This is a genomic window from Synechococcus sp. HIMB2401 (assembly GCF_042883245.1).
Taxonomy (GTDB): domain Bacteria; phylum Cyanobacteriota; class Cyanobacteriia; order PCC-6307; family Cyanobiaceae; genus Parasynechococcus.
On the sequence record NZ_JBDJKK010000003.1, the window covers coordinates 242,044 to 253,885 of the forward strand.

At 63.0% G+C, this 11,842-nt stretch carries 16 protein-coding genes and 1 pseudogene; 8 read left to right on the forward strand and 9 right to left on the reverse strand.

What is annotated here, in order from left to right; translation table 11 throughout:
- The first annotated feature begins 107 nt into the window (after nucleotides 1–107).
- Nucleotides 108–686 (forward strand): EF-1 guanine nucleotide exchange domain-containing protein, encoded by a 579-nt coding sequence (locus AAXE93_RS09300; protein ID WP_115008613.1) that lies wholly within the window; start codon nucleotides 108–110, stop codon nucleotides 684–686.
- A 48-nt stretch (nucleotides 687–734) separates the two neighbouring features.
- On the opposite strand, the gene AAXE93_RS09305 is transcribed toward AAXE93_RS09300, so the two are convergent.
- On the reverse strand, nucleotides 735–968 hold the full coding sequence (locus AAXE93_RS09305) for a hypothetical protein (RefSeq protein WP_136975370.1): 234 nt from the start codon (nucleotides 966–968) through the stop codon (nucleotides 735–737).
- Nucleotides 969–1,127: 159 nt separating this feature from the next.
- On the opposite strand from AAXE93_RS09305, the gene AAXE93_RS09310 reads away from it, so the two are divergent.
- The 3 genes from AAXE93_RS09310 to trxB all read left to right on the forward strand — a co-directional run bounded on the left by AAXE93_RS09310 (nucleotide 1,128) and on the right by trxB (nucleotide 4,318).
- Nucleotides 1,128–2,483 carry a DEAD/DEAH box helicase gene (locus tag AAXE93_RS09310; protein WP_390130254.1) on the forward strand — a complete coding sequence of 452 codons (1,356 nt, stop codon included), beginning with the start codon at nucleotides 1,128–1,130 and terminating at the stop codon, nucleotides 2,481–2,483.
- 96 nt (nucleotides 2,484–2,579) lie between these two features.
- The gene (locus AAXE93_RS09315) at nucleotides 2,580–2,828 is read left to right on the forward strand and encodes a hypothetical protein (RefSeq protein ID WP_390130208.1); all 249 of its coding nucleotides are present in this window, start codon (nucleotides 2,580–2,582) and stop codon (nucleotides 2,826–2,828) included.
- 107 nt (nucleotides 2,829–2,935) lie between these two features.
- The gene (gene trxB, locus AAXE93_RS09320; protein ID WP_390130210.1) at nucleotides 2,936–4,318 is read left to right on the forward strand and encodes a thioredoxin-disulfide reductase; all 1,383 of its coding nucleotides are present in this window, start codon (nucleotides 2,936–2,938) and stop codon (nucleotides 4,316–4,318) included.
- Nucleotides 4,319–4,330: 12 nt separating this feature from the next.
- On the opposite strand, the gene infA is transcribed toward trxB, so the two are convergent.
- Entirely contained in the window at nucleotides 4,331–4,600 is a 270-nt protein-coding gene (infA, locus tag AAXE93_RS09325) for a translation initiation factor IF-1 (RefSeq protein ID WP_006041809.1), read from the reverse strand.
- Nucleotides 4,601–4,801: 201 nt separating this feature from the next.
- Between infA and AAXE93_RS09330 the strand changes: the two genes are divergently transcribed.
- Entirely contained in the window at nucleotides 4,802–5,464 is a 663-nt protein-coding gene (locus tag AAXE93_RS09330) for a pseudouridine synthase (protein ID WP_390130214.1), read from the forward strand.
- On the opposite strand, the gene AAXE93_RS09335 is transcribed toward AAXE93_RS09330, so the two are convergent.
- The 5 genes from AAXE93_RS09335 to AAXE93_RS09355 are packed head-to-tail and all read right to left on the reverse strand — an operon-like array spanning nucleotide 5,397 to nucleotide 8,772.
- On the reverse strand, nucleotides 5,397–6,224 hold the full coding sequence (locus AAXE93_RS09335) for a methyltransferase domain-containing protein (protein WP_390130217.1): 828 nt from the start codon (nucleotides 6,222–6,224) through the stop codon (nucleotides 5,397–5,399). The two genes, AAXE93_RS09330 and AAXE93_RS09335, sit on opposite strands and share 68 nt — an antisense overlap.
- Nucleotides 6,224–6,439: a hypothetical protein gene (locus AAXE93_RS09340; RefSeq protein ID WP_114988609.1), complete on the reverse strand. Its 216-nt coding sequence runs from the start codon at nucleotides 6,437–6,439 to the stop codon at nucleotides 6,224–6,226. Before AAXE93_RS09340 ends, AAXE93_RS09335 begins: the two co-directional genes overlap by 1 nt.
- A 53-nt stretch (nucleotides 6,440–6,492) precedes the next feature.
- Nucleotides 6,493–7,455, reverse strand: coding sequence for an NAD(P)H-binding protein (locus AAXE93_RS09345; protein ID WP_114988610.1), 963 nt, complete (start codon nucleotides 7,453–7,455; stop codon nucleotides 6,493–6,495).
- A 56-nt stretch (nucleotides 7,456–7,511) separates the two neighbouring features.
- Nucleotides 7,512–7,613, reverse strand: a complete 102-nt coding sequence (petM, locus tag AAXE93_RS09350) for a cytochrome b6-f complex subunit PetM (RefSeq protein ID WP_011364936.1) — start codon at nucleotides 7,611–7,613, stop codon at nucleotides 7,512–7,514.
- A gap of 28 nt (nucleotides 7,614–7,641) precedes the next feature.
- A complete protein-coding gene (locus tag AAXE93_RS09355) occupies nucleotides 7,642–8,772 on the reverse strand; it encodes a N2,N2-dimethylguanosine tRNA methyltransferase (protein ID WP_390130220.1) in 1,131 nt (376 codons plus the stop codon).
- Between the two features lie 37 nt (nucleotides 8,773–8,809).
- On the opposite strand from AAXE93_RS09355, the gene AAXE93_RS09360 reads away from it, so the two are divergent.
- Together AAXE93_RS09360 and ilvN are read left to right on the forward strand one after the other, a co-directional pair.
- Entirely contained in the window at nucleotides 8,810–9,775 is a 966-nt protein-coding gene (locus tag AAXE93_RS09360; protein ID WP_390130222.1) for an alpha/beta fold hydrolase, read from the forward strand.
- A complete protein-coding gene (gene ilvN, locus AAXE93_RS09365) occupies nucleotides 9,747–10,277 on the forward strand; it encodes an acetolactate synthase small subunit (RefSeq protein WP_390130224.1) in 531 nt (176 codons plus the stop codon). The genes AAXE93_RS09360 and ilvN overlap by 29 nt, the downstream gene beginning before the upstream one ends.
- Before the next feature lies 1 nt (nucleotide 10,278).
- Here ilvN and AAXE93_RS09370 read toward each other — a convergent pair whose 3' ends face one another.
- Both AAXE93_RS09370 and AAXE93_RS09375 read right to left on the reverse strand, forming a co-directional pair.
- A complete protein-coding gene (locus tag AAXE93_RS09370; RefSeq protein WP_390130226.1) occupies nucleotides 10,279–10,950 on the reverse strand; it encodes a peptidylprolyl isomerase in 672 nt (223 codons plus the stop codon).
- Between the two features lie 4 nt (nucleotides 10,951–10,954).
- A complete protein-coding gene (locus tag AAXE93_RS09375; protein WP_115009215.1) occupies nucleotides 10,955–11,491 on the reverse strand; it encodes a photosystem I assembly protein Ycf4 in 537 nt (178 codons plus the stop codon).
- Nucleotides 11,492–11,679: 188 nt separating this feature from the next.
- Here AAXE93_RS09375 and AAXE93_RS09380 point away from each other — a divergent pair.
- Nucleotides 11,680–11,842 (forward strand): annotated as a pseudogene (locus AAXE93_RS09380) (photosystem II D2 protein (photosystem q(a) protein)); the annotation flags it as partial.

The window sequence follows — 11,842 nt, forward strand, 5'->3', positions numbered from 1 at the left end:
ACCCAAGCGAGGTTACGAGGTCGCCTTCTCGCGATCAGGAACTTTCCTGAAGAAAGGCCCTCAGTTCTGTCGCTCTTGCTACGTGAAGTGCACCCTCTGTGCTCCCCATGGGTCTCAGCGCAATCGAGTGTCCGGACGGCCTCTGCCACAGCCACCACGGTGGCCATGCCGTTGAACGAGAAACCATGCAGTCCACCCTCCAGTTGCACGGCAAAGACTGGTGTGAACGGCTGGCGGAGCGGATTTATGAAATCTCCGTCGACACCTTTTCGCAAAGCGTGATGCCGAGCCTGCACACGGCCGGCTGGCAGCGACGCCATCTCGACTGGGAGTTCAAGCTCAACGACGGCGAGAGCGAACCCGATCGCACCCTGGTGGACGGGATGATCAACGCCACGGAAAGCTTCCTGCGCAGCAGCGAGGTGCACCGCCTGTTCATCCAGGAACTCGTGCAGGGCACCTTCGCGGAGGCCGAAAACGACGACCTGCGCATTCAGGCGGTGCGCACCTTGGTGGAGACCGAGATCGTGGCGATGCTTGAGGAGCACAAAGAGGAGCTGCTGGATCGGCTCGCTCAGCAGCTGCTGGACACCGCCAAGGGGGATTTCACGGCAGCTCGCTCCGCCTCGGAGGAGGCCTTGAAGGAAGTGGAGCACCTGGTGGTCAACCACGCCGAAGCGCTCTGAAGCAGGCGCTCTAAAGCAAGCGCTGATGATCCAAGACGTGCTGCCGGATCAGACGATCGGCAGCACTTCCTGTTCGAGGCCGGCGGCCCCGTTCACCTCTCCGCGGCGGTGCAGGACGCGGGCCCGAAGAATCAACGGATCGATATCGCATTCGAGTTGCCAGCAGCCATCGAGCTGGTCGCGCTGCTGATCGAGGGGGCTGCTGAAGAAACGACGTTGGGCCATGGCGATGGGCGGGACCCGATCCCGATGGAGCTGATGGCCGGACGGTAGAGATGCCACGGCGCAAAGGAATGGTTAAAAAGACTCATCTTCCCGGGAGGTGATATCTCAGCCGTCAGCTTCAACCTCCCGGCCAGGCAAACCACGAACGAGGCCCAGGCACGCCAGGTTCAACCAAGACACGTTCAACCAAGGCAGTGGCAGCAACAGCTGATTCAGCTGCTGCGGCGCAGGCTCGAGCTCGAGGGCAGCAGCCGCGACCTGCTGGTGTTTGCCGGCCCCGGGGCAGGCAAAACCCTCGGAGCGTTGCTGGGATTCCGCGCCATGCGTGATCAAGGCCGACTGGACCATTTCCTGGTCTTCTGCCACCGGACCTCAATCCTCAATCAGTGGAAATCCGCCGCGGCTCGTCTTGGCTTGCGGCTGGAGGAGTGGCCCTGCCCGCCGGAGCAAAACCAGGACGCCGATGGCTTGTTGGTGACCTATCAGGGGGCCGGTCGCCAGCGCGAGGCTCTGAGGGAACGGCTCAAGCAATGGGGCCTGAGCGCCTGCATGGCGATCGCCGATGAGGCCCATCATCTCGGCGTTGATCCCGACGAACCGGATGCCACCGCCTGGGGGCAGACCTTTCTGGAGCTGACCGGCAGCGTGCGGCTGCGCCTGGGGCTCACGGGCACCCCCTTTCGTGCCGACAACCTGGCGTTCTGCGCCGCCCGGCGCATGCGGGTGCGGCTCGATGACGGCGGTTGGGTTGAGCAGATCCGACCGGATCTCTGCGTTGAACCCAGGGACTTGATCGCCGCAGGGGATGTGCGCCCTCTGGAGTTCCGTTTTCAGGACGGCTGGGTGGAACACAGCCACGAAGGACAACCCGACCGCGACGTTTCCCCCCTCTCGGCGGAGCAACGGGAAAGCTGGCGCGCGCGAAACCTGCGTCGCGCCATTCGCCTGGCTGACAGCAGCAGCATTGGCCAGCAGGTGCTGCTGCGCGCCCAGAAGAAGCTGAACCAGTTGCGTGAGCGACAACCGCAGGCTGCTGGTCTTGTGATCGCCCGCGACATCAGCCACGCCGAAGCCATCAGCCGGGTGTTGATGGACGACGGCAACCGGGTGGAATTGATCCATTCCCAGAGCCCACAAGCAACTGAGCGCTTGAACGCCTTCCAAAGCGGTGACGCCGATTGGCTGGTGAGCATCGACATGTGCGCGGAGGGCTTTGATGCGCCACGTCTACGGGTGGTGGCCTACCTGACCACCGTGGTGACCCGGAGCCGGTTTGTGCAGGGCATCACACGGGCTGTGCGTATTACACCTGAACTGGCCGCCCATGAAGCCATTCCCAGGGAAACCTCCTACGTGTTTGCTCCAGCAGACCCACTGCTGATGGACTACGCCCGCTCATGGTCGGTGGCCGAGCCCTACGTGCTGCGGCCTCAGGAGCAGGAGGCCGAAGACGAGCAGCCAGGGGTTGGCGCCTGGCGCGGACCAAGCCTTCCCCTGGAAGCGGTGGAGGACGGAGCCGGCGCTGTGATCCGGCTGAAAACGCCCGAATTACCCGCCTTTTTGCAGCGCTGAGCACAGCATTGGTCAGAGGAAAATGCGAATTTGTGCAAATGGAAGGCCGAAAGGGACCCCCGATCAGCCAACCTGATCAACATCGAGGAGACAGTCATGGACGCCGCAATGGAACGCCGGATCGTCGTTGCAACGGGCTGGGCATCCACGCGCATCGCAGTCCTGGACAAGGAAGAGCGCTATGAAGACAGTTATGCGATAACGCAAGAATTCTGCGAATGGATCACATGCATTGGCGAAAACGTGGAGATGCTTGAGGCCAATGTTTTGACGGTTCCGCGCAACCCGAGCAAACGGCGTCCGATTCACGACTCCAGTGCCAACGACTCACACGTTGAAATCTGAAGATTTTCTTAAATCTTCCTGAATCCCCCTCATTCATTCCCAAGTCCATACTCACGTCGGCTTCCAGCAGGGCTTTAGATTTAACTCATAGTCAGTTCGCTTAAGCGGTGGGTCAAGCCGGTACGGATCACATCGAAAACCTGGTCATCGTTGGGTCAGGGCCAGCCGGGTACACAGCCGCCATCTACGCAGCACGGGCCAACCTTCAACCGCTGCTGATCACTGGGTTCCAACGCGGTGGCATCCCCGGTGGCCAGCTGATGACCACCACCCATGTGGAGAATTTTCCGGGCTTCCCTGATGGTGTGCTCGGGCCCGACCTGATGGACCTGATGAAGTCCCAGGCGGTGCGTTGGGGCACCCACCTGCTGGAAGCAGATGCCGACAGCATTGATCTGAGCTCCAAGCCCTACCGCATTGAGGTCGAGGGACAGACCATCCGCACCCACGCCCTGGTGATCGCCACCGGCGCCAGTGCCAACCGCCTCCAACTTCCCTCAGAGCAAACCTTCTGGAGCAAAGGCATCAGCGCCTGTGCGATCTGTGACGGTGCCACACCGCAGTTCCGCAATGAGGAACTCGCCGTGGTGGGCGGCGGCGACTCCGCCTGCGAGGAGGCGGTGTACCTCACCAAGTACGGAAGCCATGTGCATCTGGTGGTCCGCTCCGACAAACTCCGCGCCAGTGCCGCGATGGCTGATCGAGTGTTGGCCAACGACGCGATCACGGTGCACTGGAACAGCGAAATCGTGGACGTGAGCGGGGACGACTGGATGGAGTCGATGACCCTGCGCAATCGCATCGAGGTCAGTTCATCCACCATCGCCGTTAAGGGGCTCTTCTATGCCATCGGCCACACCCCCAACACCGATCTGCTTCAGGGGCAAATCGATCTGGACGACAAGGGTTACCTGACAACGCAACCCGGACGACCGGAAACGTCCATGGAAGGCGTTTTCGCGGCCGGCGATGTGGCCGATGCCGAATGGCGACAGGGCATCACCGCAGCTGGCAGCGGCTGCAAGGCGGCCTTGGCAGCGGAGCGCTGGCTGAGTCACCACAACCTGGCCACCCGGGTGCAGCGTGAGCAGGTGGAGCCAGCGGTGGCGGAACGCCCGGTGAATGTGGATGTCACCACGGAAGCCACCTACGACCCCAAAGGGCTTTGGCAGAAAGGGAGCTTTGCCCTGCGCAAGCTGTATCACGACAGCGCCAAGCCGCTGCTGGTGATTTACACCTCACCGAGTTGTGGACCTTGCCACGTGCTGAAACCCCAGTTGCAACGAGTGATTGAAGAACTGGATGGATCCGCCCAAGCCGTTGTGATCGACATCGAAGCCGATCAGGAGATCGCTGAACAGGCCGGAGTGAACGGCACACCCACGGTGCAACTGTTCCACAACAAGGCCATGGTGAAGCAGTGGCGCGGCGTGAAGCAGCGCAGTGAATTCAAAGCTGCGATTGAAGCTTGCCTTCAGGCTGCTGCCTGAGGGCGACAGCCCTCAGCGGCGGCGCGGTCCGCCGGGGCGGTTGCCGCCGGGACGACCGCCGGGAGCACCGGCATTGCGCTCGCGGTAAGTGATGCGGCCGCGAGTGAGGTCGTAGGGGCTGATCTCCACCAGCACCTTGTCACCAGCGAGCAATTTGATCCGGAACTTGGTGAGCTTTCCAGCGGCTCTGCAGAGGCATTGGTGGCCAGCAGGCTGCTCGAGGGTGACCAGATAGAACCCGTTGCCCTGTTCCTTCTCGATCACGCCCGAGGTTTCGATCATGCGCTGGTGGCCAGTTCTGTCTTGCTGCAGCCAGTTTAGAAGGCCACTTGCACCCCGCAGAGACAACACAGCCCTTAGGCTCCAACGCCGACACACATCCCCCTGCCGTGATTCTCCCCCCGTTGAGCCTGGATCTCGGCCTGCTGTTGATCTCCATTGGCGTGGTCAACCTGTGGAGGATGCGCGAAAACGCAAGCTGACTTGACGACGCTGCTGCTGAACAAGCCCTACGGGGTTTTGAGTCAATTCACGCCGGAGGAAGGAAGCCGCTGGCGTTGCCTGAGCGACTTTGTTGATACGCCCCAGGTGTATGCCGCGGGCCGGCTCGATGCCGACAGCGAGGGGCTGCTGATCCTCACCAGCAACGGCCGTCTTCAACAGCGCCTCACTGACCCTCGCTTTGGCCATTGGCGCAGCTACTGGGCGCAGGTGGAAGGCACGCCCAACACCACTCAACTGCAACAGCTCTGCGATGGGGTTATGGTCCAGGGGCGCCAGACCTTGCCGGCGAAGGCGCGCTGGCTTCAGGGCCAAGACCAACCGCAGTTGGCCGAACGAACACCTCCAATTCGTTATCGCGCTGCGATTCCCACCAGTTGGTTGCTGCTGTCCCTCACCGAGGGGCGCAACCGGCAGGTGCGCCGGATGACGGCGGCTGTTGGCCTGCCGACGTTGCGCCTGGTGCGCTGCTGCATCGATCTGATGGACAACGGTCCCCCACTTGACCTCACGGGCCTTCAACCCGGCAGTTGTCGAGTGGTGACTGCAGCTGAACAGGAACGGCTCAACCGCCTGATCAGCAGCAGCTCGAGCGCTGGTGCTCAGCGGGGAGGGCATCGGCGGGGAGGGCACCGACGAGGGTGACCGCCCGGAATTCAATGCCCTCCACCACACGCCAGGGCTGCTCACTGCGATCGGCGTAGCGAACCTGCTCAAAGCCGAGAGCTTCGAAGGCCTCCAGGAAGGCCTGTTCCTGCCATGCGCCGCTGATGCAGCCACTCCAGAGATCAGGGTCCTGCTGCAAACGCAGGGGCACCACCTGATCGCAGACGATATCGCTGATGGCAACGCGACCACCGGGGGCCAGGACCCGGCGAATGTTGGCCAGGAGCCTTTCGCGTGCTGATGGGTTTACCAGGTTGAGCACACAGTTGCTCAGCACCACATCGATCGAAGCGTCAGCGATCAGGGGTTCACCCGTGGCCGTGGGGGCATCCAGGGCTTCGATGGCCCCATCAACAAAACGGACGTTGTCGAAGCCCACCGCTGAAGCAACAACCGGGATGGCTTGACGCGACAAGGCCAGCATGTCGGCGTTGCGGTCCACACCGGTCACGCGACCGGATGCACCGACAATTTGGCTGCAGATGAAGGCGTTTTTGCCGCTGCCGCTGCCCAGGTCCAGCACGCGATCCCCCTGCTTCACCCAGCGGGTGGGGTCACCACAGCCGTAATCCCGCTCAACGACAGCATCAGGAATCACCTTGAGCAGGGCAGGGTCGAAGCCGACCGGGGTGCAAAGGCAGGCTTCCTGCTCTTGGGCCGCAGCCCCGTAGCGGGCTTCCACAGCCTGGGTTTGATCCAGCGACTGGGGCACTGGGGACGAACAACACGATTCCGCCATCAGCCGATCGCCTCCTGCAGCTCACGCACCACATTCCACTGGCCATACCAGTAGTTGGCCTCAGCCCGTCGATCGGGGTCCTCTACACCATCAACCGCGTCGGGGCCCACAGACTTCCACAACTCATGGCCACAGACGCGGTTGAGGCCTTGTTCTGCCTCATCCGACAACAACTGCAGACGCCGCTGCAGATTTTTGAGCTGAGCGACAGCCATCAGAACTGGATCAATTGAGGCGATGGTACAAAAGAACCAATAGGGATCAAGGTTCAGAAGGGCAGCTTTTTCTTCGCGTCCTTGTCGAGATCGGCTTCCATCTCGCGCAGGCGCTTAAGGATCGTGTCGTAGTACTCACCGATGTAGCCCTCCATGTCCGTGGTCTCCGAGGCCTCAAGACCGAAGGCGGCGTAGCTGTTCTGCATGGGGGCATCCAGGGTCTGACCGCTGCCGGTGACCTCAGCAAAAGCCAAGCGCTCCGCCACGTTGACGGCAGGTTCGAAGAAGGACGCCACCCCCTGCATCAGGTTCATCAGGACGGGCTGCACACGAAACACACGGGCTGTCTTGCCGCTGCAGCGTTCACAGAGCTGCACCAGTTCGCCGGTGTTCCAGGCCTTGGGGCCAACAACGGGGTAGGTGCCACGCACGGTTTCCTCCCGCTCGAGCGCCGCAACGGCGAAGCGGGCCATGTCCTGGGTGTTCATGTAGGCGATGGCCGTGGGGCTGCCACTGACCCACACCGTCTGGCTCTCAAGAACGGGAATGGCGAACTGACTGATCACACCCTGCATGAAGGCGGCACCCTGCAGGATCGTGTAGTCGAAATCAGACGACTCCAGCAGCTTCTCCGTGCAGGCCTTGATATCCATCAAGGGAACCTCGCGGTGCTGATGCGCGCCCAGAAGCGAGAGAAAGACAAAACGCTTCACCTCTGCGCGCTCACAGGCACGAAGCAGATTGAGCTTTCCGTCCCAATCGGTTTCGTAGATGCTGCGGGGGTCGTTGGGGCGACTGGTGGATGCATCGATCACGGCATCCATGCCCTCGAGGGCGTAATCGAGGCTGTCGGGCTCCAACAGGTCACCCCGGGTCAGCTCACAACCCCATTCCTGCAAAAAAGCAGCCTTGCGGGGGGTCCGCACCATGCAGCGCACCTGGTGACCGGCATCAAGGGCACGACGGGCGATCTGTCGTCCCAGGGTGCCGGTGCCACCCACCACAAGCACTTGCATCGGCGCCTTCCTCACGAAGTGTGGAGCCTAATGGCCCCAGTACCAAAGCGACTGCTTCAGTCGTCGCCTTGCAGTTTCAGCAGCAGAGCACCACCAGCGAGGCCGACGGGAATCAAGACCCAGAAGATCGCAGCAGTTCCAAAAATCTCAGCAGCCATGGTCTGGGCAAAGCGATCACCTGCCCATTTAAATCCCTTCCCCCCGCAGGCTGGCGCAGATCTGTAACAGCTGCGGTAATTCCGCATCTGTTCGCACCTGGCCAGGCATGACGCCACTGGCACTGGCGCGATAACCCGCCGCCTGGAGCGCCTGCACCAATGGCCCCAGGGCTGGTGGTCCGCCGATGCCCAGCCGTCGAACCAGCTCATCAGTGGGCCAGACCGTGGGGCGATCGCCGGGATCCGCCTGCAGGCGCTGCATCAATCGAAGGGTGGCGGGGCTGATCTGCTGACGCCCCAGCTGTTGAGCCTCGGCAATCAGCTGCTGCAACAACTGCGGCTCCTGCAAGGGACCGATCCACAGTGGGCCGCTGATGCTCCAGCGCCCCTGCCCAGCCACGCAATCACAGGCAGGCCAGCCGCTGAGCTTGAGCAGGGGCTGCACCCGCTGGGCTCCGCAGCGTTCACAACGGGCCACCAGACCCAGCTTCTGTTCATCGCCCGCGGGGATCTGACGCCGCAGGCGCAGGGCGAGGCGAAAGGTGCGGCCTTCACTGAAGCTGAACAGCGGCTGCAGTCCGCGGCCCAGCATCCAGGCCTGCCGCGCCACCAGCCCGATCTGCTGCCGCAGGGCCATTTCCCAGCTGGAGGGATGGGCGCGAGCGGCAGCCCCGAGGCTGCGGATGGCGCCTGGCCGGTCGTGGCCGGTGGGGGACCGACCATCCGTGGAGGCCAGAAACAACAGGCCGTCGAAGCGCAGAGCCTGAAGGGCCGGCTGAATTAGAGGCCCAGGAGCACCAAAGGCATCAAGGTCGATGAAATCGAACCAGTGGCGCTCAACAATCGAGCGGTGCAGCAGCAGGTCTGCAGCCTCAGCCGTGAGCCGAGTTGAACACCCCAGCCCCGCCGCATTGGCCTGGATCAGCGGCAGCCGGTCTGGATCCCCATCGTTGATCCAGAGCTCCGTTTCAACGGCCGGGTTGGCCAGCGCCTCCAACCCCCAGCGCAGGGCCCTGATCCCGCAACCGGCCATCAGATCAAGCCAGCGCAGGGGGCGCGTGGCGTGGAGGCTCTGGTGACGGGCCAGCAACACCGAAAGGTCCCGGGCCGGACGCGACTCAGGCCTGAAAAAGCCTGGGCCAAGGCTGAGCTCAGCCAAACCTTCGCGATAGTGATGATCGGTTGAGGTCAGAAGGGTGCCGCCTGCTGCTGTCCAGACTGCCGAGTGGGGTGTCCAGAGCACCTGGCAGTGGAGGAGCTGGCCCTGCCACTGGCGGGTCAGCGGCCCTGAAGCCGGCCCTGCCCTGCTGCTGTTGCACGGGTTCGGCGCCGCCAGCGGACACTGGCGCTACTGCGCGCCGCGCCTGGCTGACCAGGGATGGCGGGTCTACAGCCTGGACCTGCTGGGTTTCGGCCAATCCGCCCAGCCGGCGCGGCCGATGGACAACCGGCTCTGGGCCCTGCAGGTGTGCGCATTCCTCGATCAGGTGGTGCAAGAGCCAGCAGTAGTGATCGGCAATTCCCTGGGGGGTCTGACCGCACTCACCGCGGCGGTGCTGGCGCCGAAACGGGTGCGGGCGGTGGTCGCCGCGCCCCTACCGGACCCTGCCCTGATTCAACCGTTGCCGAAACGACGGGCGCCCTGGCGGCGGCGTTGGCAGCGGCGCCTGCTCGCCCTGGTGCTGCACGTGCTCCCGCTTGAATTTGTGGTGCCCTTGATCGCGCGCACGGGCCTGCTCAAAGCTGGGCTTCAGGGGGCTTACTGGCAGTCAATCCAATCCGACCCGGAGCTGCTGCAGCTGATCGCCCGTCCTGCCCGGCGCCCTACAGCAGCCCGGGCCCTGCGGGGCATGAGCCTAGGCATGGCCAACCGTCCCCGAGGCGCCACCGCCCCAGCCCTGCTCGAGCAACTGCGGGTGCCCATGCTGCTGATCTGGGGCCGTCAGGATCGGTTTGTGCCCCTGGCCATCGGGGAATCCGTGGCCGCCAGCCACCCAGAACTCGCGCTGAGGGTGCTGGATCGCTGCGGCCACTGCCCCCATGACGAAGCGCCTGATCGCTTCCTGGCTGTGTTGTTGCCCTGGCTGGACCGTAACTTGGGAGGACCAGACCGGCAGGGGACGACCAGCGGCGATGAAACACACCCTTTCGGTGGTGGTTGAAGACGAATCCGGCGCACTCAGCCGGATCGCAGGACTCTTCGCCCGACGCGGCTTCAACATTGACAGCCTGGCTGTCGGCCCAGCAGAGGCCGAAGGGCAATCGCGCCTGACCATGGTGGTGGAAGGCGATGACCATACGCTCCAGCAAATGACCAAACAGCTGGACAAGCTGGTGAATGTGCTTCAGGTGCTCGACCTGACCCAGCGCCCGGCCGTGGAACGGGAGCTGATGCTGCTCAAAGTTTCAGCACCGGCTGCATCCCGGGGCGCCGTGATCGAACTCGTTCAGGTGTTCAGGGCCAAGGTTGTGGACGTGGCCGATGAAGCCCTGACCCTGGAAGTGGTGGGGGATCCCGGAAAGCTGGTGGCCCTTGAACGGTTAATGGCCCCCTTCGGCATTCTCGAAATCGCCCGCACCGGCAAGGTGGCCCTGGAGCGGGCCTCAGGCGTGAACACCGAAATGCTCAAGGTGTCTCCCAGCCAAAGCCGGGTGCCGGCCTGAGTTACTGCGTGATCGCAGCCATGATGATGCGATCTCCTTGCTGGATCGCATCCACCACCTCCATGCCGTCCACCACACGGCCGAAGACGGCATAACGACCGTCGAGTTCCGGCAAGGGACTCAAGGCGACATAGAACTGGGCGCTGGCGGAGTCAGGAGCCTGGGAGCGGGCCATGGCCACCGCTCCACGCTCATGGGTCAACTCCAGGCCATCAAGTTCTGCCGGATTGGTACTGATCCTGCTGTAGCGGGGCTGCGGCTCGGATCGGAACTTGATCTCAAGCGGGATCATCCGCGCCTGGCCGTTGTCGGGATCAACAAAACTGCCGGTACCGATCTGCCCCAGGGGAACCGATCGATCACTGGATTGCGGATCGCCCCCCTGAACCACAAAGGGAACGGGCTCGCGAACAACTCGGTGGAACATGGTGCCGTCGTAGGTGCCGCGCCGCACAAGATCGATGAAATTGCCGGAGGTGAGGGGAGCGGCATCGCCGTTCACTTCAATCGTGAACGCGCCCTGGCTCGTCTGCATGGTGACGGTGGCCAGGCCCTGCAGGCAGGCCGCCTGAGCATCAGCACAACCGGTCACCACCGAAGCGCGCGGGGAAGGGCTGCAACTCACCAACAACGGGATGAGCAGCAACAGCGTCCAGGAACGGAGACGACGCATTGGATCAAAGACCCTCAAGGTTGACGCCCAGGAAGCGGGCTAGCTCAGCACCGTCCTTCTCCAACTGAGCCAAAGGAAGCGGTTCACCAACGCGGGTGAGCGGCATGTCGCGGCGACCCTGGATTCTCAGGGCGACGCGGCGGCGCGCATTGAAGCCATCGCGCACCTCCACCTTCACAGCCTTGACGTCTTTAAGCGGAATTTCCACCAGAACGGGTTTGCGGAAACCACGACGGCTGATGGTCACCACGCCGGCATCTTTATCGAAGCGATTGCTGCCGCCGCCAACGTTCACGGCGATCACATACCAGAGATACGTAGCCAGCAACGCCGCAGCCAGGCTGTACAAACCCATCACCAGTCCCTGGGGCACGAACACCAGCGCAGCGGGGTGTCCGAGGGGGAGCAGGTCGCGACCGAGGTAGCTCGAGAGCGAAGCCAGAAGGAAGCCCACGCCCCCAATCGTGACGGCCGAAGCCACCAGAAAATTCGAGAGACGACGGGAGCCGAGCACGGGTTGCTCGAGCACTGCTGCGGACATGACCCAGCTAGAACGAAGCGCCATTGTGACCGCAGAAAGGCCCCGACGACGAAATAGGAAAAAATCCCTAAGAAACAGAGCGATACAGGGCGTTTCAGCTCACACAAATCAGCCCCGCAGGTCGCGTGAAGATTGTTAAGGTCGCGGCGTATCCCACAGCCTGCGGCTTTCCGCACCGTTCACCTCTCATGACGATCGCTGTAGGACGCGCGCCACAGCGGGGATGGTTTGACGTCCTCGATGACTGGCTCAAGCGCGACCGCTTCGTTTTTGTCGGCTGGTCCGGCATCCTTCTTCTCCCAACGGCCTACCTGGCCATCGGTGGCTGGCTGACAGGCACCACCTTTGTCA

Coding starts and splice junctions, on each gene's coding strand:
- AAXE93_RS09315 (WP_390130208.1), top strand. CDS start 2,580: ATGGACGCCGCAATGGAACGCCGGATCGTCGTTGCAACGGGCTGGGCA.
- petM (WP_011364936.1), bottom strand. CDS start 7,613: ATGGCTGCTGAGATTTTTGGAACTGCTGCGATCTTCTGGGTCTTGATT.
- AAXE93_RS09340 (WP_114988609.1), bottom strand. CDS start 6,439: ATGGCTGTCGCTCAGCTCAAAAATCTGCAGCGGCGTCTGCAGTTGTTG.
- infA (WP_006041809.1), bottom strand. CDS start 4,600: ATGATCGAAACCTCGGGCGTGATCGAGAAGGAACAGGGCAACGGGTTC.
- AAXE93_RS09370 (WP_390130226.1), bottom strand. CDS start 10,950: ATGCGTCGTCTCCGTTCCTGGACGCTGTTGCTGCTCATCCCGTTGTTG.
- ilvN (WP_390130224.1), top strand. CDS start 9,747: ATGAAACACACCCTTTCGGTGGTGGTTGAAGACGAATCCGGCGCACTC.
- AAXE93_RS09335 (WP_390130217.1), bottom strand. CDS start 6,224: ATGGCGGAATCGTGTTGTTCGTCCCCAGTGCCCCAGTCGCTGGATCAA.
- AAXE93_RS09300 (WP_115008613.1), top strand. CDS start 108: ATGGGTCTCAGCGCAATCGAGTGTCCGGACGGCCTCTGCCACAGCCAC.
- AAXE93_RS09375 (WP_115009215.1), bottom strand. CDS start 11,491: ATGTCCGCAGCAGTGCTCGAGCAACCCGTGCTCGGCTCCCGTCGTCTC.
- AAXE93_RS09345 (WP_114988610.1), bottom strand. CDS start 7,455: ATGCAAGTGCTTGTGGTGGGTGGCACCGGCACCCTGGGACGACAGATC.